Here is a 22,694-nt window from a genome sequence, read left to right as displayed (position 1 = left end):
TAAATGTGTTTAAAAAATACAGACTTGCTTTAATAAATTATAGTAGTAAAATTATAGTAGTAAAATTATAATTATAAATTACATAAAAAATGAATAAAAAGAAAACAATACTAATATAATATAATTATTTTTTTATATAAAGGAATGTTTCTTATAGATACTTAAAGTTTGATTAAATTATGTTTAGATGGTTGCGAGGAGAAGCAAAATGGAAAAGTATATTTATGTTGTTATATCAAGAACATCAACATTTACAGGAAAGTTAATCAGAAAGTTTTTAAAAGAAAAATATAATCATGCGTCAATTAGTCTAGATGAAAATTTAAGTAATATGTATTCTTTCTCAAGACTGTCAGTTAGCAATCCGCTTGTAGGCGGCATCGTACGCGAAAGCTCATATACACTTACCATTGGACTTGTGGTAGATGTTCCAATTATTGTATACCGCATACCTGTAACAATTATACAATATGAATTAATAAGTAAATTTATATACGACGTATATGATGATGTTGATGTATATTATTATAATTTTCTTCAAGCTATTGGGCTTATTTTTAATAAAAAGCATGCGATATATAAAACATATATATGTACCGAATTTGTCATGGAAGCACTTAAACAAGGGGGAATCAATTTTACTGAATTAGAATCTTATAGGATAACACCAACAGATATATGTGGTATTATGGAAAAGTTTGTTTTCTATTCAGGAAACCTTAATGACTACCCACTTAAACATAAGACAAAAACAAAAGAGGATGAGAATTTCTTTTGTAAGACAGGTTTTATTTATGAAGGGGTACATACTCTTAGACATTTCTGGATGGTTATTGCGAGGGATAGAAATAATAAAAGGAGTAGAAGCAGAATTTAATATCATACTTTATGTAGTAACGTGTCTTTGATAAATTTAAAAAATGAAACACATAAATCATATGTATCATTTATTGATATGTATGATTTTTATATTGAAATGAAAAATAATAAAATAAACTATAATAAACATCAATTGCGTATTTGGGGGAGAATAATGACAAACTGTGAAAATAATATAATTATGAAGGAAGAACTAAATAAAGAAGACTACGATGTAGTTAAGAGGCTGGAGGCTGCTTGCTTAGGTGTACAAAAGACCGAATTAAAATTAGAACTTGATTTTAAAATGAGGCATTCTACAAATTTTGTGGAAAATAGAATAATGGCAGAGTTTTTATATTATGATAGTAAGATTTTAGTGGGTTATCTAGGATTATGTAACTTTGGAGGAGACACAGTTGAAATAAGTGGTATGGTACATCCTAAATTTCGAGGAAGAGGAATTTACAAAAAACTGTTTTTAATTGCAAAGGAAGAATGGCAAAAGATAAGCCCTTTAGAGGTGTTAGCGTTATGTGACCATACGTCTACTTCAGGACTCGCTTTTATAAATTCACAAGCAGGCGAATACGTTTCCTCAGAGTATAAAATGTGTTTTAATAAAAAAACTTCTGAGGTTACTCATGATTATGTTATTAACCTTAGATTAGCAACGAGTGAAGATGCAGCTGAGATAAATAGGCAAACATCTATCTATTTTGGAGATCCTGAAAAAGATATAGAAACTGGTATAGAACCGATACGACTTGATAATACTTTTATTAGTTATCTAGCAGAACTAAAGGGTGAAATTATAGGTAAAATTCATATAAGCGTAATTGATAATGAGGGTTTTATTTATGGGTTTGGAGTTCTTCCATACTTTAGAGGGAAGGGGTATGGAAGAGAAATACTAAATATTACTATGAATATATTGAAAGAGAAAAATATAGAAAATATCTTTCTTGATGTTGCTACGGAAAATAAGAGTGCACTTGACCTTTATGAATCCTGTGGATTTGAAGAAATTTCTGTAATGGATTATTATGTAGTATCTTAAACAATATATATATAGTATATTTTATTACAGCAATGTTATAAATGTTAAATATTGAGTAGAAAAACGAGTTGAACTAAAGTTAATAATTCTAATTTATCTAGGTTACTCTTATAACACAAAACTCACATGATTACAATATGCTATATGGTAATACATTATGTTGTATGTTAAAATGTTAATATAATGTACATTATATTAACAAATTGTAATATTCTTGTTTAATTATGATGATAACCTATAGGGTCATGTATTGAAAAGGTGGGGGTAATATGTTGAGAGATACTTTAAATAACAGAATGGCAGAACCATTTATGTATTCGTATGGTAAAATTATAACAGAAGTTAACAAAGAATTTACTGAACTTACAGGGTTTTTAATAGATGAAATAGTAGGGAAATCACTCCACGAAGTAGGGGATATGTTAAAAATAAATTCACAAACTTTTCTTGAGAATATAACCTGTAAGTATTCTGGGTATATATTTACAAAACGACTATGTCCTAGAGAAGTGAATATATCACTGCTTAATGATAACAAAACAAATGAAAAAAAATATACTTTTATTGAGAAATTAGAATCTAGACTTGATGATAAGCTTATTTTTGAAAAACAGGCTTTTATAGATGAAACATCTGGTGTAGCTGTTTATAGTGTACCTGATCTAATATTACTAAAAGCAAACGCAAAGTATCTTAGTTTAATGAAGGGGGATCTTAATAGAGAGAGCAGTAGTATTGGTAGACCCATTAGAGAAGTTGTATCAGAATTTAAAGGTAGTCAATCTGAAGTTAGCTGGAACTCTATTCTTAAGTCTCAGAGGACTAGTTATATAAAAGAATTTAAAAATAATAAATTAGATGCAAATTCATCATATTGGGGTTTTGCTCAAACAACAATATTTGAAAGAGGAAAGATGAAATACATATATGAAACTGCGTCGGAAGTTACTGAAAGGGTTTTTAAGAATCAGAGTTTAGAGTGGCAAAACAAAATAATTGACAAGCAAAAATCACAGCTAGAGCAAAGAAATAATCAGTTAAGTAGTATACTTGAAAACTTATCTGATGGAATAATGATAACAGACAATTTAGGTAAAATTATAATGACAAATCCAGAAACAAGGAGGTTAATTTGTAAATCAAGCAAAGAAATTATGGTGAAAGAGGCTCTAAAAAACATTAAGTTATTTGACATGAAAGGTAATAAAATACCAGTTGAGAATATTCCTTCAGTAAGAGCATTAAGAGGAGAGAGAGTAAAAAGTGCTAAAGTTCTTGTAAGTCATCCTAAAAATGATTATTTCGTAGAAATTAGTTCAATACCAAGTTATAATACGAGTGGAGATCTTACTATGGTAGTATCGTGTTTTCATGATATAACTGAAACAATAAAGCAATCAAGAAAAATTGAGGAACATAATATATTGATGGAGAAAGAACTAAAATCACAAGATGAATTCCTTGTTAACATCTCCCATGAACTTAAAACACCACTAAATGTTATATTTGCAACAGTTCAGTTATTTACTATGTACTGCGATAATGGATGCCTGGATGATAAGAAGAACTCAATTATTAAATATATAGACTCAATTAAGCAAAATTCATATAGATTATCAAAACTTATAAATAATATAGTTGATATATCGAAAATTCAAGCGGGTTTTTTTAAACTAACTTTATCAAATAATAATATAGTTGAAGTTGTGGAAGAAATAGTTATGTCTGTAACTAATTTTACTGAAAGCAAAGGCTTGAGTATTATTTTTGATACAGATATAGAAGAAAAAAATATCGCTTGCGATCCTGAAAAAATAGAAAGAATAGTCTTGAATCTCATATCAAATGCGATAAAATTTTCAGATATAGGCGATGAAATATTTGTAGCTATTAAGGATAAAGGTGAATTTGTTGAGCTGTCAGTCAAAGATAATGGAATTGGTATTGAAAAGAAGCATCTAGATATGATATTTGATAGATTTAAGCAGGTAGACAAATCACTATCGAGAAATGCAGAGGGTACAGGTATAGGCTTAAATTTAGTTAAGTCTATTGTAGCATTACATGGTGGAAATATATTCGTTGAGAGTGAGGTTGGGAAAGGAAGTAAGTTTACAGTTAGACTTCCGGCAATAAAGGTAATCAACGAAAATATGATGTATAATAGCAAAGTTAGAAGTGGTGATGAAAGTATACGAGTGGAACTTTCAGATATTTATTCTTAGTTTTAAAAATGTTAGAATAAATATAGAAAATGTTTAAACAAATCATAATCTATATTTAACCCATTCTTAACATTTTATGCATATAATGAAAGGATAGGAGAGGTGAAAAATAATATGAAAAATTTGAATATATGTATAGATATTGACGGAACAATTACGGATGCTTATTACTGGCTTAATATTACTAATAAGCATTTCAATAAAAATATAACAGAGCAGCAGGTAACTAAATACTATATTCATGAAGTTATGGGTATCGATGCTAAGGAATATGAAAAATTCTATGAACAAAATAAAATAGAAATCCATTCAGAGCAAAAACTTCGCGAAGATGCGCAAATGGTTATAAAAAGACTTAGTTTAATTCATAACATTTATTTCGTGACAGCAAGAGAAGAATCACTTACTATGTTTACTCATTCATATCTAAAGAAAAATGATATTCCATATGATGATTTGTTCGTTTTAGGAAGTCATTACAAAGTAGATAAAGCAAGAGAATTAAAATGTAATGTATTTATTGAAGATAATTATGATAATGCAATTCAACTCTCTACTGCAGGATATAAGGTTCTTTTAATAGATACTAATTATAACCAAAAGCCATTAAATGAAAATATAGTTAGGGTTTATAACTGGAAAGAAATATATTCTATAATAAATGAACTGTTATTACAAAGCGAAGCAATGTAATAACAGTTCATTTTATCTTACCAGGTATGCCCTTCAGAGCATTTATGATTACCAGAATGTCCTTCACTTAATTCACATTTTCTAACCCCACACTTAGGGCAAGTATTACTACAATGTGCTGTAGTCTCTTCATTATTTGAAGCATTAATTAGTTGGCCTTTAACTAATAATTCTTTTTCTTTAAAATCGTCATATGGTAATTTTGTCAATTCACAACAACTCCTTGTAGTTTATTCTTATAGTTATTATTTGATATTTAAAGATTAATATTCGTAGTTTCGATAATACTAAAATTAAAATTATTTACTGCCCCATTTTAAAAGAATAAAAAAGAACGCTCGGTAAACTTATTAAATTTACCAGCGATCTTTTATTTTTATAGATATTTTTCCTTGAACTCTATATAACCCTTTTTTCTTAGTTTACAAGAAGGGCAGTTTCCACAACCATTACCTTTTATTCCATTATAACAAGTTAATGTTTGCTCTTTAACTACATCAAGTACACCTAAATCATAAGCCATTTTCCAAGTTTCCGCTTTGTTAATCCACATTAAAGGTGTTTCTATTACAAAGTCATAGCCCATAGCTAAGTTTAAGGTAACATTTAAGGATTTAATAAACACATCTCTACAATCTGGGTATCCACTGAAGTCACTTTGGGACACGCCAGTTATAATATTACTTATGCCTCTTTGTTTTGCAAATACTGCTACAAAGGTTAAAAACAATAAGTTTCTCCCATCTACAAAGGAATTAGGAACACTACCTTTAGGTGCCTCCTTATCTACTTCCATGTCCTTTCTTGTTAATGAATTTGGTGCTAGCTGATTAAGTAAGTTTAAGTCTAAAACGTGATACTCAACGTCATGCTCTTTGCATATGCTTTTTGCGCAATCAAGTTCTAATATATGTTTCTGGCTATAATCAAAAGATACAGCTATAACTTCTTTATATTTCTTTAACGCCCAAAATAAACAAGTAGTGCTATCTTGTCCACCACTGAATACTACTACTGCTTTTTCTTTATTCATAATTTATATGCTCCTTTTAGTTAGTATAAGACATTATTTATTTAGTATAAAGCATCATTAATTTATTATTTAACATTACGTCAGTATTAAATCTTCCTCTAAAAGTTGTGGACAATGTTTTAGTACCTGGTTTCTTTATGCCACGAGTAGTCATGCAAGCATGTTCACCTTCTATAATAACAGCAACATCACTGGAATTAGTTACCATTTGCATAATCTCAGCTATATCTGTTCCTATTCTTTCCTGAAGCTGTAATCTGCGACCTACCATATCAGCTATTCTTGCAATTTTACTTAAACCTATAATCTTCTTGTTAGGAACGTATGCAACTGAAACCTTCATATCATACATTAAGGCTAAATGATGTTCGCAATGACTAAAAATTTGAATATCTTTCATAATAACTATATCACGAGAATCCTCGTTAACTACTAAGTCATCAACAAATGTTGTGTTAAACATTTTTGAAATTTCAGCATTGCTATGACACATACCAGCAAATACTTCCTCGTACATTTTAGCTACGCGCTTAGGCGTATCAATAAGTCCTTCCCTTGATGGGTCATCACCTAAAGCTATTAGAATGCCTTTTATATGTTCTTCAATTGCTTTTGTATCTATTGCCATAATTTTATACTCCCCTCTTATTTGGATCCCAAATGATTTTATGAAGTTGCATTTGAAGATTAACTCCATTCATTTTATTATCTTTCATATATTCTACAATATCCTCTAGGTCAATTTGTCCAAATACTGGGCTAATATATACATTGGTTTTGTTGGAAAGCTCATATTTATCTATTATGTATTTGGATTTTTGTAAATCTTCCATGCTACCTGCGACGAACTTAACTGTGTCTTTGTAACTTAAATACTTATAATTATTTAGATCCATTTTATCTTCCATATTGCTCCCTGGAAGTTTGTAATCCAAAGTAAAACTTGGCGGATTATCTATGCATAAAAATTTATCCAGTAAAACACTACCATTTGTTTCAATTTCAACATGAAGTGCCGAATCAATAGATAAAATGTCTAAGAGCTCTACAAGTCCTTCTTGTAATAAGGGTTCACCCCCAGTTAAAGTTACATTGTGAATGCCGGTAGACTTTATATATTTATATATATCGCTAGATGTCATAAAGTCATAAGAGACATCTTTTTTATTAGCCCAAGTTGTATCGCAGTAGCTACAATGTAAATTACAGCCTGCAAATCTTATAAATACTACAAGTTGACCGGATAGGGGACCTTCTCCGTTAACACTTACAAACTTTTCAACTACCTTAAATTTCACTTTAATTAGCCTCGCTTTCTTCATATGATGCACCATTAGTAGGTGTTTCATAAACAGTAGTTCGCTTGACTTTATATCCTTTTTCTTTCATAACATTAAAGAAAAATTCCGCAAAATTTTCTGCTGTTGTTCTGAAATCAACTAATATTACATTAAAGCCATCTTGCTTTATACAATTTAAAGTCTCATCTCGCATGCTGCCTACTTGAACAATTAAGGCGTGATCGTATGCGTCTACCATAGCTTTTACATCTTTCTTTAAATCACCAAAATCTATTATCATGCCATCTAGTTGACCGCCTTTTACCAAGGTTTCTGATTGTACTTCAACTTCAACTTTCCATCTATGACCGTGAATATTTGCACATTTACCTTTATAGCCAGATAGAAAATGAGCACTGTCAAAGCTATGTTCTGATTTTAGTATATACATGTGGACATTCCTCCTTAAATTTATGTTAGTTATTACTGTTTGGATTATTAGAACTAAATTGCCATGTTCTATAAAAACTTACTTCCATAATAGCAGCATCCAATAGCTCCGTTTAATTGCGGTTCTTTAACAGATACAATCTCTTCATAATCATTATTTAGGTATCTTTTTATTGCAAGATTATTTGCCACACCGCCAGTTAAAACTAGTTTTTTACCCTTGAATTTACTTAACATAGGTTGGAGCCTTTTATATAGAGAGTAATTTACACTAGAACACAAACTTTCTATACTTACGCCTTCGGCTATTTTTCCAATTAATTCTGACTCGGAAAACACAGCACAGGTTGAATTAAGTTCTATAGGATTTTCGTAATGCAAGCTCATGTCATCTAAAGATACCTCGAGTACATTTGCCATATTTTCCAAATATCTACCACATGAAGCAGCACATTTTTCATTAAGCTCTAGGTCAGTAGTGATGCCTTTTTCCACTTTTACAACTTTGACATCTTGTCCACCTACATCTAAAAGAATAAAATCCTTTAAGGTAGTTTGATAGAATCCTCCATATACATGGGCTTTTATCTCATTTATTGGTGTAAACAACGCTAAGTCAATGTTGTTTTTACCGTAACCTGTAGACACGGCTCTATCAATTTGCTTAATATTAAGCTTCTCTAAGTTAACAATAATCTTGCCATCAAAGCTACAGTAATTCCTGTAAAAGCTCATAGTGCTTACTTTCATCGAATGTATTATTTTATTGTCTTCCATTAAAACTATTTTAACTTCACGACTTCCAAGATCGATTCCTAAGACTCGCATTTTTTAGCCTCCTTTAAATCTAGTAACATATCAAGAAAGGCTTCTAACCTAAGTTTTGTTCTTGCATCTAGAGAATTTAATTTGTCACCTTCTACATTTAATATGGGAATATCTAATTCTTCTTTTAAAACAATATCTGACACTGCTCTATAGCAAAATGCTTGTGTGTAGTGAATTATTCCATCTAAACGACGTTGATCAATTTGCTTTTGTAATTCTACAATTCTAAACTGCGTATCATAAGGATAAGTATAGTCAAAATATTGCTGATATATATTTAAAGCTTTATCAGCCCTTGGGAATGCAAATTCTCTTTGAACCTCATTGTAAACAAAACTTGAATTAAGATCTTCAACAAATTCATATATATCGCAAGTCATAGGAGGAACCCCAATGTAACCTAGGCGTAACTTCCTAATAATAGGATTTCTCTTTTTAATATTAGTAATGGTATTTTTTAAGTCTTTTTCAAAACCGTCTATATCACCATTAAAATCACTTGAACTTACCTGATACAAATGGTTTTCAAAACCTGTTGCTTTATTATCTATATATGTTAATTCATCAATTTCTTTAGTTAAGGCTCTAATTTTGTTAAGTCTGTTTCTAACCAATTCAACTTCTTCTATTGTTACTTTAAAGACATTCATGAATTTATTCATTTCATGTTCTACGTCTTGCACTTTGTGACTGTGTGGGTAGGAAAATGGATAAACCTTTATTCCTCTTAACTCAAGAACTTCAATAAGAGCTTTTGTATTAGAACATTCACCCTCGACAACTCCAACTATTTCTTTTATGTCGTTTTGTATGCATGCTCCATAAATTCCCTTTATCCAAGTACACAAACTTCTAGGAAAACCGTCTTTTTCTGCAATATCTATATATTTCATGTAGTCGTTAGATGTTATAAATATATTATTTAAATCAATAGGGGTATACCCTGCTGCAATGAGAACCTCTACTGGAACGGTAGTTGTTAAACCTATTTTCTTCATAATAAATCCTCCTAAAAAATAAAAAAAGTATAAACCTCGCAGAACAAAAAAACTACCTAAAACGGTAGTTACGTCCTAGTTTTGTTTAGAGACAGGATGGTTTAGAACTGTCTTATTTAGGTTTTATATTTATAAATTTTACTATATCTTGATCAGTATGTCAAATTGAAAGGGGTCACCCAGAGGGCAAATTACAAGTGTAAAATTAGCTACAGCTAATAATTTGATATATTATTAGCTGTCACTAGTATTTTACTTATTGTTATTTGACATTTTTAATAAATCTTTCATTTTTAGTCGCTTACCATAATGAAGGATAGCAGAGGAGTATATTTTTATTGATATCCAAGCTATAAAAATAATTGTTAGTACCAAAGAGAATGCAGAGGTCCATATTTGCCAAACGGGAACTTCTGTAGCTAAAATTCTAGAAGGCATGGAGAAAGGAGCTGAAAATGGAATAATAGATGATACAATTGCTACAGTTCCATTTGGTACTGCAAGTGAAAAATTTCCGACATAAAATGCAGCTATGGATATAAAAGAGATAGGCATAAGTGCTGAATTAACATCTTCGGCCTTACTAACTGTGGCCCCAGCAACCGCATTCATCATAGCATATAGGGAATATCCCAATATAAAGTATATAACTATCATTACAACACTAAAAGGCGTAAAACTAGAAAAATCAAGTGCCTGGCCTCCTATTGAAAAATTTCGGGGAAAAGTTAATTTGTAAGTTAGCATGCCTGTACACACAACCATGAATAGTTGAACTAAACCAAGCAGACCCATAGCAGCACTTTTACCAAGAATTATTATTGAAGGTTTTGTTGAGGTTACAAGAAGTTCCATTACTCTTGAAGTTTTTTCAGAAGCTATAGACATAGCTACCCCATAACCATAATAATAAATTGAAAAGAATAGTAACATACTTATAGCCATACTTGATATAGAGCTACTCACTTTTCCTTTTCCTAGTTCGCTTACGTTAAAGGTAACATCACTTTGTAGCATTTGTGATATATCATCAGATACATTAGCTTTTTTTAATAAGTCCGTTACAAAGATGCTTTTTGTAAATTGGCTTAGCTGGGCAGGATCTAGACCACTGCCAGATTGTTTAACTATATAGTTGAAAGTTGGCACGCCATTTTTCTCATCAAAAATTAGAAGAGCGTTATTTTCTGTATTCTTTACCTTATCTTTAAGCAATTTTATGTTACTTGGAGTTTCAGACTTAAATTTGTATTGTGGAAAACTAGAGCCAAGTTTATTTAGGTTTCCTTTAACAATATCTTTGGAATCAACTACAAAGATAACTCCTTTATTTTTGTAGTTTGATGAGGTTTGCTCAGTTTTAATTTTATTATCATTATCAAAGCTTTTTATTATAGCGGGAAGACTAACTATCACGACGGTTAAAATAAGTGTGATTATAGTTGAAATAATAAATGTCTTTTTTCTGGAGTTTTCTTTAAAGGTATAACCTAAAACAGTAAAAAATCCTTTCATTATTATTCACCTACCTTTTCAATAAATATTTCATGAAGAGAGGGTTCACGAATTTCAAATTTATCAAGTCTTATTTGTGATGCTATAATCTTTTCAAGGAGACTATACGCTTGCTCATCAGATTTAATTTTAAGCTCATATCCAGTAGCATTTTTTGATATAATATTTATGCCTTGGTCTTTTATAAGAGCATCAATTTCCTCTTGGCAGTTCACTGTAAGATTTGTTCTTCCATAACTGGACTTTATTTGTTTTAGGTTTCCATTAAGAACTGTTTGTCCATTTTTTAATATTATGAGGTCTTGACAATAATCTTCAATAGATTGCATTTGATGGCTAGACATTATAATAAACTTTCCTTTTTCAACCAATTCATAAATTACACTCTTAAATAAATCAGTATTAACTGGATCAAGCCCACTTAATGGCTCATCTAGAATAATCAATTCAGGATCATGTAGCAGTGCTGTTATCAGTTGGATTTTTTGCTGATTACCTTTAGATAATTGCTCAGCGGTGTAGTTTGAATATTCAGAGACTTTAAGCCTGTCAAACCAATAATTTATAACTTTTTTTACTGTTTTGCCATCCATACCTCGTAGTTTTCCGAAATATGAAAGTTGATCTACTATTTTAGCCTTAGGATATAACCCTCGCTCCTCCGGTAGATATCCGAATTTAACACTTTCCCTTGTAACAGGACATCCATTCCACTCAATACTTCCACTATTCTTTTCAAGTATTCCTAAGATCATTCTTATTGTAGTGGTTTTTCCTGCGCCATTTGTACCAAGCAAGCCAAATACACCTGGGTTTTCTATTTTAAAAGAAAGGTTGTCTACCACAGTTTTTTCACCAAATTTTTTAATAACAGACGACACATCTAATGACACATAATTACCCCCTCATTTTTATACACTCATAGAAGAACATAATAAAAAATTTATTAATTAATATACATAAAACAAGTTTTAAATTAAATATAAAGATTTATAAAATAAAAACTGCCACAGAAATAATTTCAGTGGCAGCTTTTTTATAATATAATAGGTTTATTTAATTAAGTATATGAACTTTCAAGTATCTTACACCCCAATTACATGCCTCTGCATTAGTATTAAAAAACAAATCTATAACGTTGCCTTGTATTGCAGATCCTGTATCAGCGGCGATAGCATTTCCGTAACCTTCAACATATAATTTAGTTCCTAGTGGAATTATATTAGGGTCTACAGCTATTGTACTAAAACCACCTACATTACGTACAGTCTTACTTCCAGAGGCGGTAATTCCATTCGATGCCGAATATGCAGTGGACTTTACAGAAAGAACCTTTCCGGAAGTACTTGATGACCCTCTGGAACTAGTTTTTTCAGCAGCTTTTGGAGAAGAATAAACACTGCTTACCTTTTTAGCATTGTTTGAAGTAGCCTTTACATTAATAACATTTGTAGAAGTTTTTGAAGTTTGTCCTCTTGAATAAGTTGTAGCTGTTAAATTACCTTGAACTATAATTTTATTCTGAGGTTTTTTAACTAAAGTTTCTTTAACAACTTTTCTAGTTACTTCTTTTCCATTTTCGTAAGTCACATTTAAGGTAATCTTTTTTTCGCCTTTTACTCCTTTTTGGGAGACATTAGTTTTAGATTTTTCCATCTTATTATCTTTCTTAAAAACAGTACTAAAATCAATGGGACTTGATTTTTGTATAGTTTTTGTATCAACCCTCGTTATTTTAACATTCATGCCTTTGGTTAACTTCGTTTGAACAGAGGGTGAAACCTTATCACTAGATTTTATCGCTATTTTTTGTGAACTTAACATTTGAGTAACGTTTTTTTCAGCAGACTTTATATTAAGTTCCTTATTATCTACAAAAACTTTAATATTTACAGCACGATTAATAGTTATAATTCCATTGTCAACTATTTTAGAATTTAAAGGTTTATTAATCTTATCTTTTACATCTATATTTATATTAGATTTTTTTAATGCACTGCCCAAAGTTTTCTGGTAAGTTACTAAATTAATTGGACTGCCATCTACAACAACTGTGATGTTTTTTCTTATAATACATACATAAATACTTAAAGTTGCAATTATTGTTACAAGCATTAATTCAGTCGCAATTCTTAACCTTTTATTTTTTATAAATTTCATAATAATAATCATCTCCTATTTTAAATTTCAGTACAAAGCATCTCCAAAAAATAGATATTTCATATTCTAGTCTATTTTTTAAAGATGCTTAACTACTTATGTCGGATGCCCAAGTTACAGTATTCTTATATATAATACGTCTAAAAATACTCTCAAAAGATGCATGAGAAGTAGGGGATTCATGTATGTCTATACCAATATATGGATTAACAAATAATTGTAATGATATTATAGCATGTTTATCTATTTGTGGCAAGTGTGTGTCAGTATAAGAATACAAAATATGTAATAAAAAGCATCATAATATGGATATATGATTATAAAATTTAGAATAGTCATAAATTATTCATAAAATTGACTTATTTGACTTTTATTCTAACTTGTTGGGACGTGTTATAATTATTATAACATGTAAATTTCAGCTAATCTAATTATAGATACCTTATGAGTATTATTCAAATGGAGGTGATTTATTGAAGTTAAAAGAGTTACAAAGTATACTATTTAAATCATCTTCTAGCCGAATGAGAATTGAGGGGGAAAAGGCGTTTAATAGCGGGTTAGTTATTAAGATTAAGACAAAAAAAATCGAGGATTTATATCATATATATGGATGTGTTACTAATAGTACTAAATCAAGTGAGTTAAACACGTATATAAAAATAGATATAAAAAAGAAAAAATTAGATAGTATAAAATGTACTTGTGAGGATTTTAAAGAACTTTCTACAAGTGGCTATCTATTTATGTGTAGCCATCTAACAGCTACAGCATATAATTTTTTCAGTTTAGCCAGCAAAAACAATGATAATAAAAATGAAAAAACACATAAGATTAAAGAGAATAGCTTAAATAAGCAAGGCACAAACAATATTATAAAGCTCGTTCGTATCGTTTCAAAAATACCAACATATTACGAAGCTCAATATGCCATAGGTAAAGAGAAAATAAAAATTAAACCTAATGATTTGAGACTTTTTCTGGACGGGATTAATGATAAGAAAATTAAGTTAAACCATGATAGTTTTGAGTTTGAAGCACCAATAGTGAATAGCGATTTACCCCTAAGCTTTACATTGAAAAAAAGAAATGATTTTTTTGTTATAACAACGCATAAGCGGTTCCCAGTATCTTTGAATGATCAAAATAGCGTATATTTGTTCAATTGGATGTTATATCTACCATCTAAAAATCAAATTGATAAATATAATGTTCTATGTGGAAAGTTAAGAGAAAATGGCGAAATTTTGTATCACGTTGATATACAAAACTATGATAAACTTATTACATTTTTAAGTAGTATCTCAAGCGATATTAGTATTAGTGATGAGGTAAAAACTTTTGCTGCAAAATATATAAAACCAGAGTTTTATATTTATCAGATAGGGAAAGATATTTATTGTGATATAAACGTAATTTATGGTAATAAGAAAATTAACATATTAAAAGATAATAAATTTAAAAATAACATTATACGTAACTATAAAAAAGAAGATAGAATATTTATGGAACTAGAGAGATTTAGATTTATAAAACGAGATGAGAGGTTATTGTTTATAGGTGGCGACATTGAATTATTTGATATTTTAAGTAGGAGTGAAAATAATCTACATTCCATTGGAAATGTTACATTTGGAAATGGCCTTAAACAAATGAACATATTTGGTTCCAATTCTATAAAAGCAGAAATTAAATATAGTGGAGGATGTTATGATTTTTCTTATAAAATATATGACATAGAGAATGGAGAATTAAATGATGCATTCGCCTCATATAAGCAAAATGAAAGATTTTATAAAACAAATAACAATAATTTTCTTGATTTTAAAGACGATGGAGTCCGTAACTTTTTTAATTTAATAGGAGTCTTAAATACAAATGAAAAGATAGAAACTAGCTTAATGCAATTAGGTAAAGCTAAAGCATTATACTTAGAAAATATTATAAAAGAGAAACACCTTCAGTTTATTAAAGGTGCTAAATTGCTAGAGAATATAGAAGATAGTTACGATTACCTAAATAATTTAGATATAAGTCTACCAATCACCTTAAATGCTACACTTAGAAAATACCAAATTGATGGATTTAAATGGCTTAAGAGTCTAAGTATATTAGGTCTTGGTGGAATACTGGCAGACGAAATGGGTCTTGGTAAAACTATTCAAATAATAGCATTTCTATTATCCCAGCAAAGTAAAAAATCTATTATTATTAGTCCAACATCCTTAATATACAATTGGAAGGCGGAAATAGAGAAATTTGCACCTTCTTTAAGGGTTGCAATTGTCCATGGAGTAAAACGCCAAAGGCTTAAATTAATTACTAGTCTAGAGGATTATGATATAATACTAACAACATATGGAACTTTAAGGATGGACATAAAGTTATATGAAAATATCAATTTTGAAAATTGCATAATAGATGAAGCACAAAACATAAAAAATTATCTAGCACAAAACGCAAAGATAATTAAATCAATTAAAGCGAAGGTAAGATTTGCACTAACAGGAACTCCGATTGAAAACAACTTAACAGAGCTCTGGTCTATCTTTGATTTTGTAATACCGGAATACTTATTTACTAGAGAAGTATTTGAATCAAAATTCACATATGGGAAAAAAATTCATTTAGAAGAACTTAAGTCGCTAATTAAACCGTTCCTATTAAGAAGAACTAAAAAAGAAGTGCTTAAAGAATTGCCAGATAAAATAGAAAAGGTATTTTTAGTCGAGATGACAACAGTTCAGAAGGGTGTATATAAATCTTATATTAAGCTCGCCCGCGATAAAATTAAAAATGATGATGGGGGTAAAATAGAGGTATTTTCTTATTTAACTAGGTTAAGACAAATATGCCTAGATCCAGCGATTGTATTAACTGAATATGAGGGGGGGAGCGGAAAACTAAAAATCGCGACTCAGCTTATTCAAAAGCATTTAGATGGACAGGGAAAGGTGTTATTATTTTCTCAATTTACGTCAGTCCTTAAAAATATCGGAAAGGATTTAGTGGGAAAAGGAATTTCTTATTTTTATCTAGATGGTAAAACAAAATCTAAAGACAGAATTAAACTGGTAAATGAATTCAATGATAGCCCGGATAAAAAAGTATTTTTAATCTCTCTAAAGGCAGGGGGTACAGGACTTAACTTAACATCGGCTAACTTAGTTATTCATTTTGACCCCTGGTGGAATCCTGCGGTTGAGAATCAAGCAACAGATAGAGCTCATAGAATTGGACAAAGAAACATTGTTCAAGTAATTAAATTGGTTGCTAAGGGAACTATTGAGGAAAAGATTATTTTACTTCAAGAGAATAAAAAGGATCTAATAGATAGTGTAATAACAGGAGAATTAACTAATAGCAATGCTTTGGGGAAGCTTACAAAAGAAGAGCTTCTGGAGATATTTAGGTTTTAGATATGTAGTGTTGATTACAAAAATATAACACCAAGAGGAGATGTATTAATGTACGTAGAGTTTAATAATAAAATGGTTGAAAGCAATGATATAAAAGATGCTCTTGATAAAAACACAGAATTTAAAGTAATTAAGGACATGAGCAAAGGTTCTAAAAGAGATGACATATTAGCATATAATTTAAGTATAGAAATAAATACCTTGAATGACTTAATGGAAGGTGAATGTAATTTAAATGATTTAACAGAGGATGAATTATTTGAAGAATACCTATCACTCGCTGAAGAAATAGCAATGGATATTGAAGAAAATGTCCCTGAGGGTGCTATATTGGATATTAAATCCTATAAATGGGATAAATCGGATAATTGCATAAAAATTATTATAATTATAGCCACTGAAGATACTACAGAACTTAAATTAAAGGATATTATGAGAAAACTTATAACGCAAGTGGAATAATAATGCAAACTAACGTTGAAACAACTGGGTTTTACAGTTAAACAATCCTTCGAATTGTCTATATGCCACCCTTTTGCCACCCTTAATTATTTTTGGGTGGCAAATATATTTTCAAGAATATTTACAGTATCATTTTTCATTTTTAAGGTTACATGAGAATAAGTATCCATAGTGGTGGCTATCTTGCTATGTCCAAGTCTTTCTTGAATATCTTTTGGAACTGCGCCACCTTCTAAAAGAATGGTGGCATGCGTATGCCTTAAAGAATGGAAATTATATTTAATTCCTAACTCATTATTTACTACACGAGAAATATATTTTAAACTATCATTTGAGACAAGTCCACCATTTGCTTGAGTACATACAAAATCATTTTTAGTATAAAATTCGCCATATTTCAATTTATTTTCTTTTTGTCTTATGATATTAGATTTTAGTATGTTTATGAGTGTATCACCAATTGAAATGGTTCTATAGGAGCTTTTAGTTTTAGGAGTTCCGAACTCAAACACACCTTTACCTTTGCTTATAATTATTTTTTCAACTCTAATTGTTTTATTTACCAGGTCTACACAATCCCAGGTTAATCCGCATACCTCAGATGATCTCATACCAGTATTAAAAGCAATTTGTAAAGGAATATAATAGGAAGTGGTTTTATTGAACCTATTTATAATTTGGTTAAACTGATCCAAGGTTATCATTTTCAAATCATTTTTGCCTTTAGGGGTATTATCATATTTAGGCATGCTAACATAAGTCATTGGATTATCTTTTAATAGTTGATATGGATAAACTGCTGCCTTTAATGCGCCTGAAAGGACACCATAAAAATTAGCAACAGATCCTCTCGTATATCCATTTTTATATTTAGAGTTTAAAAATTGTTGAAGTGTTGTAGGATTTAAAGATTTAAGTTTATAAACTCCAAGGGATGTTTTAATATGCTTATCTATAATTATTCTATACCCCGACTGAGTATGGTGTTTACAATTAATCAATACGTATTCCTTGAACCAATAATCAAAATAATCAGATACGGTTATATTACTTTCGTCAATAACGGATCCCGCGTTATCATATTCAGTCATTGCAATTCTTAAAGCTTTTTCCGCTTCTCCTTTAGTTCTAAAACCTCCTTTTTCTTTCTTTTTTCTTTTACCATCAACCATTCCTAAATCAAAATAGTAAGACCAGGTAAGACCACGTTGACGTACTCCACCTTTCATAAGTGCACCTCCAAAATCATTTAATTATTATATCGAAGAGTTATTTTATTATAGTCTATTTAGGTCATTATCCATTTCCTCGAGCTTAAGTTTTATTGTAATAACTGTAGCGTTCTTAAGTGCAATCATTTCATTCGTATTTAGATCAGTATTATATTTGATATAATTAAGTAATCCTTTTACATAAATTAAAGCTTGTTCATCGCTAACATCAGGGGGAGTTTCGTGTAATTTAATTTTAGGTTCAAGAATATCAATTAAATGTTTTTTACGTTCTTCTGATATTAATTCATTGCTATTTAGTTGTGAAGTTATTTCTTCTAAAGTTTCGCCTTCAAAACTAATTTTTTCAACTAAATCATTAATTGTTACTCCAAGAGCAGTTGCTATTTTATTTAGTATTGTAGCAGTAGGTTCTCTAGTGCCTCGTTCATAATTTCCAATAGCTACACGGGATATTTTAGCCATTTCAGCAAGTTCACTCTGTTTTAAATTCTTTTCTAACCTCATTTTTTTTATATTTATACCTAAACTCAACGATATCACCTCTTAAAATATTATAACATATATGATAACAAATGGAACATACATTAAAAAAAACATTGACGTGATAACGAATGAAGCATATTATAAGGATATAAGGATACAAATGAAACATTGATGGTGTGAGAATGTGTCATAAAAATAAAAGTTAAACGAGTTAGAAACATCTCTAAGATTTGATTTAATGTAGAAAATATCAAGGTTTTAAAAACACCGATTTTGGAATTATTTTTATAATATATCTTGAAAATTCTATAGTGTCAAAAAAAATATAGGGGGTTAAGAACATGGAAAGATATTTATATACAGTTGCAGAAGTATCTGAGATACTAAAGATTAATAGAAATGCGGTATATGAGTTAATAAATCATGGATTATTACAGGGATTGAAACTTGGAGCTATGAAAATTACAAAATTAGAAGTTGTAAGGTTCATTGATACCTATAACGGTAAAAATTTAGATGACCTTGATAATATTAAAGATTTGATGGTGGTGGCTAATTAATGATTAAAGAGAAATTATTATATGAGCAATATTTAAAGCTACAGAGCAAAGAGTGGAAAGAAGAAATAATTGGGTATAAATATTTAAAGAGACTGGAAAGGATGTATGCATCAAAGGTACATTTACATGGGGTTGGCTTAGAGTGTTTATAACTAAAGACAATCGAATTGAGTGGTACTAAAAAGTAGGTGACGAGATGGCGGGATACACAGTAATAGATAATGGTGAAGTATTGGATAATGAAGATTTAAGACCTATGGAAAAACTAACATTAATTATGTTAATAAAATTTAATAATCAATTAAAAGGATATGCATACCCAAGCCTTGAAGTTTTAAAGAATCTTTTAGGGTATTCACATATAAAATATGTTATAAAAATAATTAATTTATTAATTACAAAAGGGTATATAAAAAAAGAAACAGTTAAACAAAAGAACCATTACTATATATTAAAAGGTAGTGTACAAAAGGTACATAATGTACAAAATGTACCCAATGTACAAAATATACCTAAAGATAGGGCACAAAATATACCTAAAGGTAGGGTACAAAATGTACATACGAAAAGTATTAAGAAAAGTATTAATAAAAATACTATATATATAAGCCTAAATTTTATTGATGAGATTATAGATAAAGTAAAAATTACTAAAGAGCAGTATGACGAGTTACTTACTAAATTTAGCAAAGAAATAGTACATAAAAATATAGTTGACTTAGATAATTATATAACCAATGGTAAGGGAGAAAAATATAAAGAACATTATCGTGTTTTAAATACCTGGTGCAGTAAAGCTAATAATATCAATAGTTCCAACAAAGAAGGACAAGTTTCGAACAGGTGGGCAGGAATGAAACAATTTAACTAAAGGAGTGATTTTATGGATAAACCATTGCCAAGCAATAAAGAAGTTGAAATTGCTTTATTAGCAAATATATTTTTAGAAAATGATATTATAGCTGATTGTATTGGATCATTGAAAAAAAGTGATTTTTATTATAACTAACATAAAATTATATATTCAAAATTAGTAGAGCTTTATAAAAAGAGCATTTCAATAGATTTACTAATATTTACAAACGACATAAGTAAAGAAACATTAAAGAGCATTGGAGGAATAACATATCTTTCAGTAATAGTTGGATCTGAAGTAAGTACAGTTAATTATATACAATATATAAAAACAGTTAAGAAATTAAGTATTAAACGAGAACTAATAAAGGCATGTCAAGATGCTCTAAGCATGGCGTATGGTGAAGAAATAGACATAAGAGATGTAATTGATACCTTAGAAAATAAGATGCTTAGCGCAAGCGATATGAATGAAGAAAAAACAGTGAATTTAGAAGAACTAATGACTCAATCAATAGATTTAATTGATAATGGATATAAAAATGGGGGACAACTACTAGGAGAGACTACAGGATATAAGCTCCTTGATAATGCTATAAATGGTTTTGTAAAAGGAGATTTATGTATTATAGCTGCAAGGCCTAGTATGGGCAAAACTGCACTAAGTATGGAAATGTTAAACAAACTACCTCCTGGGAAAAAAGGCTTAATATTTGAAATGGAAATGTCTAAAGGGAAATTAGGAATAAGAATGTTAGCACCCCGGACATACATAAACTCACAAGATTTAAGCAAAGGATTAATAAAAGATACTGACTTTAGTGTGATCCAAAAAGAAGCTGGGAAAATGGCAAATAAAAATAATGTTTTCATTAATTGCAGAACTGGGTTAAGTGTATCGGAAATAAAGGCTGAAGCTAAAAAGATAAAAATACAAAATGGATTAGATGTAATCTTTGTGGATCATATTGGAAAAGTAAGACCGGATAACCCAAAAGCTACGAAAAATGACCAAATAGGACAAATATCAGAGGAATTTAAAAATATGGCAATGGATTTAGATATATGTTGTGTGGTATTAAGCCAATTAAATAGAGAGGTAGAAAAAAGAACCGATAAGCACCCAATAATGAGTGATTTAAGGAATTCGGGGTGTATAGAACAAGATGCTGATGAGATCCTAATGTTATATCGTGATGATTATTACGCGGAGCGTGAGGGAAGAAAAAGTATTAGACCTGGACTTCTTGAAGTATTAGTTGCAAAGAACAAAGATGGTAACGTAGGAGCAATAAAGCTTTATTACAATACTAATTATCAAATTATTAGTGATCGCCCTATACTTTATTAATTGGAGGTTATATGAATTTAGAAGAATTAATTATTAAAGTAGGTGAATATTATTTACAGAGTCCAAAAGGAACAAAAAAATATTGCTTACTATTATAATTCAAGTAATTGAAGTAGGGTGGGAAGTTGTTAAAAGGTTGAATGCACCTAAGAGTAATGATGTTGTTAAAATCCAGGGTTATTTAAGACCTGACCTTATTGGATTTGGAAAATATAACTTAAATTAAAATCAAGGGTGTTAAATATGAAAAAAATAAATAAATTTTTAATTATAAGCAATATAATTTTTGTAATAGCATTAACGACCTTAATTATTATGAACTATTTATGACAATATAAAACATTACTCAATGCCTTCTTTAGTAAATAAATTAAAACCAGTAGAAGAAAATGAACTAGAAAGTACGTTAATTATAAAATTTGAATTAAAAATATAAGAGTATATTCTAAGGCGATACAAGATGATAATAATGTTAGTGTTTTAGTGTTAGCTGACCAAGGAATGTTAGTAAATAAGGTAGATAGTACAACACCAATATTAATAGAATTAAAATTAAGAAATATTGATAATAAATGGGCAGTTGATGATTTATTAATTAATAAACCATTAAAAAATATGCTTTTTTAAAATTAAAGTGGGGTGAGAATATGATTGGTAATTTAGCTTATTCTAAAATAAATGTGAAACATAATAAATCAACTTTTTATTATGTTTCATTTGTTTTTATAATAATTATGTATTTTATATTTTTCAATGCAAATAGTATATTACAGATAATTCTACTGTTATGAATAGCGGTTTAGGTAGGGAAGTAGAGGTTGGTTCCACAAAGTTTTCTATAAACAGATGGGAGTACAATGAAAATAAAAAAATTATGGAAATAGAATTATCTTATAAAGATTCTGGAGATTATATTGCAACAAAATTTGATTTTTCGGCTAAAGCTAAAGTTAATGTGAAAAAGCAATTAGCGGTAAAAACAATGTTAAATACAAATAATATTTATATTGTTCAAATTGAAAACATACCAGAAATTATGAAGCTATTGCATTAAAAGTTAGTCAAAATATAGGTTCGGGTTCAAATATAAATATAGATACGAGTGATATATCTACGGATGATTTTAGTTCAAATTCTGTTGAAAAAAATATAAATAATGATAATGACAATGCAAATAAAAACAACTCAACTACACTATATTGTGATTATAGAAGAGTGAAAATTAACAA

At 29.4% G+C, this 22,694-nt stretch carries 25 protein-coding genes and 1 pseudogene; 14 read left to right on the top strand and 12 right to left on the bottom strand.

Features of this window, described 5'->3' with window-relative positions:
* The first annotated feature begins 208 nt into the window (after nt 1–208).
* From LGK95_RS14440 to LGK95_RS14425, 4 genes are all read left to right on the top strand, one after another.
* A complete protein-coding gene (locus LGK95_RS14440; protein ID WP_226125486.1) occupies nt 209–877 on the top strand; it encodes a hypothetical protein in 669 nt (222 codons plus the stop codon).
* A 156-nt stretch (nt 878–1,033) separates the two neighbouring features.
* A complete protein-coding gene (locus LGK95_RS14435; protein ID WP_226125485.1) occupies nt 1,034–1,918 on the top strand; it encodes a GNAT family N-acetyltransferase in 885 nt (294 codons plus the stop codon).
* Between the two features lie 269 nt (nt 1,919–2,187).
* Nucleotides 2,188–4,143 carry a PAS domain-containing sensor histidine kinase gene (locus LGK95_RS14430; RefSeq protein ID WP_226125484.1) on the top strand — a complete coding sequence of 652 codons (1,956 nt, stop codon included), beginning with the start codon at nt 2,188–2,190 and terminating at the stop codon, nt 4,141–4,143.
* Between the two features lie 114 nt (nt 4,144–4,257).
* Nucleotides 4,258–4,836: a 5' nucleotidase, NT5C type gene (locus LGK95_RS14425; protein WP_226125483.1), complete on the top strand. Its 579-nt coding sequence runs from the start codon at nt 4,258–4,260 to the stop codon at nt 4,834–4,836.
* A gap of 17 nt (nt 4,837–4,853) precedes the next feature.
* Here the strand turns inward: LGK95_RS14425 and LGK95_RS14420 are convergent, their stop codons facing one another.
* The 10 genes from LGK95_RS14420 to LGK95_RS14375 form a co-directional block, all read right to left on the bottom strand.
* Nucleotides 4,854–5,045 carry a hypothetical protein gene (locus LGK95_RS14420; RefSeq protein ID WP_226125482.1) on the bottom strand — a complete coding sequence of 64 codons (192 nt, stop codon included), beginning with the start codon at nt 5,043–5,045 and terminating at the stop codon, nt 4,854–4,856.
* A gap of 167 nt (nt 5,046–5,212) precedes the next feature.
* Nucleotides 5,213–5,869, bottom strand: coding sequence for a 7-cyano-7-deazaguanine synthase QueC (gene queC / locus LGK95_RS14415; RefSeq protein ID WP_226125481.1), 657 nt, complete (start codon nt 5,867–5,869; stop codon nt 5,213–5,215).
* 37 nt (nt 5,870–5,906) lie between these two features.
* Nucleotides 5,907–6,497 (bottom strand): GTP cyclohydrolase I, encoded by a 591-nt coding sequence (gene folE / locus LGK95_RS14410; protein ID WP_226125480.1) that lies wholly within the window; start codon nt 6,495–6,497, stop codon nt 5,907–5,909.
* Nucleotides 6,498–6,501: 4 nt separating this feature from the next.
* Nucleotides 6,502–7,167: a putative 7-carboxy-7-deazaguanine synthase QueE gene (gene queE / locus LGK95_RS14405; protein WP_226125479.1), complete on the bottom strand. Its 666-nt coding sequence runs from the start codon at nt 7,165–7,167 to the stop codon at nt 6,502–6,504.
* A 1-nt stretch (nt 7,168) separates the two neighbouring features.
* The gene (gene queD / locus LGK95_RS14400) at nt 7,169–7,600 is read right to left on the bottom strand and encodes a 6-carboxytetrahydropterin synthase QueD (protein ID WP_226125478.1); all 432 of its coding nucleotides are present in this window, start codon (nt 7,598–7,600) and stop codon (nt 7,169–7,171) included.
* A gap of 68 nt (nt 7,601–7,668) precedes the next feature.
* Nucleotides 7,669–8,427 carry an acyl-CoA dehydratase activase gene (locus tag LGK95_RS14395; RefSeq protein ID WP_226125477.1) on the bottom strand — a complete coding sequence of 253 codons (759 nt, stop codon included), beginning with the start codon at nt 8,425–8,427 and terminating at the stop codon, nt 7,669–7,671.
* On the bottom strand, nt 8,415–9,425 hold the full coding sequence (locus tag LGK95_RS14390) for a 2-hydroxyacyl-CoA dehydratase family protein (protein ID WP_226125476.1): 1,011 nt from the start codon (nt 9,423–9,425) through the stop codon (nt 8,415–8,417). Before LGK95_RS14390 ends, LGK95_RS14395 begins: the two co-directional genes overlap by 13 nt.
* 252 nt (nt 9,426–9,677) lie before the next feature.
* Entirely contained in the window at nt 9,678–10,940 is a 1,263-nt protein-coding gene (locus tag LGK95_RS14385) for an ABC transporter permease (protein ID WP_226125475.1), read from the bottom strand.
* 2 nt (nt 10,941–10,942) lie between these two features.
* Entirely contained in the window at nt 10,943–11,833 is an 891-nt protein-coding gene (locus LGK95_RS14380; RefSeq protein ID WP_226125474.1) for an ABC transporter ATP-binding protein, read from the bottom strand.
* A 163-nt stretch (nt 11,834–11,996) separates the two neighbouring features.
* Nucleotides 11,997–13,100 carry a 3D domain-containing protein gene (locus LGK95_RS14375; RefSeq protein ID WP_226125473.1) on the bottom strand — a complete coding sequence of 368 codons (1,104 nt, stop codon included), beginning with the start codon at nt 13,098–13,100 and terminating at the stop codon, nt 11,997–11,999.
* 473 nt (nt 13,101–13,573) lie between these two features.
* Between LGK95_RS14375 and LGK95_RS14370 the strand changes: the two genes are divergently transcribed.
* Both LGK95_RS14370 and LGK95_RS14365 read left to right on the top strand, forming a co-directional pair.
* Nucleotides 13,574–16,519, top strand: coding sequence for a DEAD/DEAH box helicase (locus LGK95_RS14370; protein ID WP_226125472.1), 2,946 nt, complete (start codon nt 13,574–13,576; stop codon nt 16,517–16,519).
* 48 nt (nt 16,520–16,567) lie between these two features.
* Nucleotides 16,568–16,981 (top strand): hypothetical protein, encoded by a 414-nt coding sequence (locus tag LGK95_RS14365; protein WP_226125471.1) that lies wholly within the window; start codon nt 16,568–16,570, stop codon nt 16,979–16,981.
* Between the two features lie 86 nt (nt 16,982–17,067).
* Here LGK95_RS14365 and LGK95_RS14360 read toward each other — a convergent pair whose 3' ends face one another.
* Together LGK95_RS14360 and LGK95_RS14355 are read right to left on the bottom strand one after the other, a co-directional pair.
* Nucleotides 17,068–18,210, bottom strand: a complete 1,143-nt coding sequence (locus LGK95_RS14360) for a tyrosine-type recombinase/integrase (RefSeq protein ID WP_226125470.1) — start codon at nt 18,208–18,210, stop codon at nt 17,068–17,070.
* 48 nt (nt 18,211–18,258) lie between these two features.
* Entirely contained in the window at nt 18,259–18,747 is a 489-nt protein-coding gene (locus LGK95_RS14355; RefSeq protein WP_226125469.1) for a helix-turn-helix domain-containing protein, read from the bottom strand.
* A 293-nt stretch (nt 18,748–19,040) separates the two neighbouring features.
* On the opposite strand from LGK95_RS14355, the gene LGK95_RS14350 reads away from it, so the two are divergent.
* The 8 genes and pseudogenes from LGK95_RS14350 to LGK95_RS14315 all read left to right on the top strand — a co-directional run bounded on the left by LGK95_RS14350 (nt 19,041) and on the right by LGK95_RS14315 (nt 22,519).
* Nucleotides 19,041–19,259 carry a helix-turn-helix domain-containing protein gene (locus LGK95_RS14350; RefSeq protein ID WP_226125468.1) on the top strand — a complete coding sequence of 73 codons (219 nt, stop codon included), beginning with the start codon at nt 19,041–19,043 and terminating at the stop codon, nt 19,257–19,259.
* Nucleotides 19,259–19,411 (top strand): hypothetical protein, encoded by a 153-nt coding sequence (locus LGK95_RS14345; protein WP_226125467.1) that lies wholly within the window; start codon nt 19,259–19,261, stop codon nt 19,409–19,411. Before LGK95_RS14350 ends, LGK95_RS14345 begins: the two co-directional genes overlap by 1 nt.
* A 44-nt stretch (nt 19,412–19,455) precedes the next feature.
* Nucleotides 19,456–20,130 (top strand): helix-turn-helix domain-containing protein, encoded by a 675-nt coding sequence (locus tag LGK95_RS14340; RefSeq protein ID WP_226125466.1) that lies wholly within the window; start codon nt 19,456–19,458, stop codon nt 20,128–20,130.
* 12 nt (nt 20,131–20,142) lie between these two features.
* A pseudogene (locus LGK95_RS14335) lies at nt 20,143–20,442 on the top strand (DnaB-like helicase N-terminal domain-containing protein); the annotation flags it as partial.
* A 63-nt stretch (nt 20,443–20,505) separates the two neighbouring features.
* Nucleotides 20,506–21,465: a replicative DNA helicase gene (locus tag LGK95_RS14330; RefSeq protein ID WP_226125524.1), complete on the top strand. Its 960-nt coding sequence runs from the start codon at nt 20,506–20,508 to the stop codon at nt 21,463–21,465.
* Between the two features lie 82 nt (nt 21,466–21,547).
* Nucleotides 21,548–21,691, top strand: coding sequence for a hypothetical protein (locus LGK95_RS14325; protein ID WP_226125465.1), 144 nt, complete (start codon nt 21,548–21,550; stop codon nt 21,689–21,691).
* 257 nt (nt 21,692–21,948) lie between these two features.
* Nucleotides 21,949–22,092, top strand: coding sequence for a hypothetical protein (locus LGK95_RS14320; protein ID WP_226125464.1), 144 nt, complete (start codon nt 21,949–21,951; stop codon nt 22,090–22,092).
* 160 nt (nt 22,093–22,252) lie between these two features.
* Nucleotides 22,253–22,519, top strand: a complete 267-nt coding sequence (locus tag LGK95_RS14315; RefSeq protein WP_226125463.1) for a hypothetical protein — start codon at nt 22,253–22,255, stop codon at nt 22,517–22,519.
* Nucleotides 22,520–22,694 lie beyond the last annotated feature (175 nt).

Origin of the sequence: Clostridium algoriphilum (assembly GCF_020443705.1) — a bacterium.
GTDB classification, from domain to species: domain Bacteria; phylum Bacillota; class Clostridia; order Clostridiales; family Clostridiaceae; genus Clostridium_AD; species Clostridium_AD algoriphilum.
Note: the sequence above shows the minus strand (reverse complement) of the source record. Positions and strands in the feature narration are given on the sequence as shown.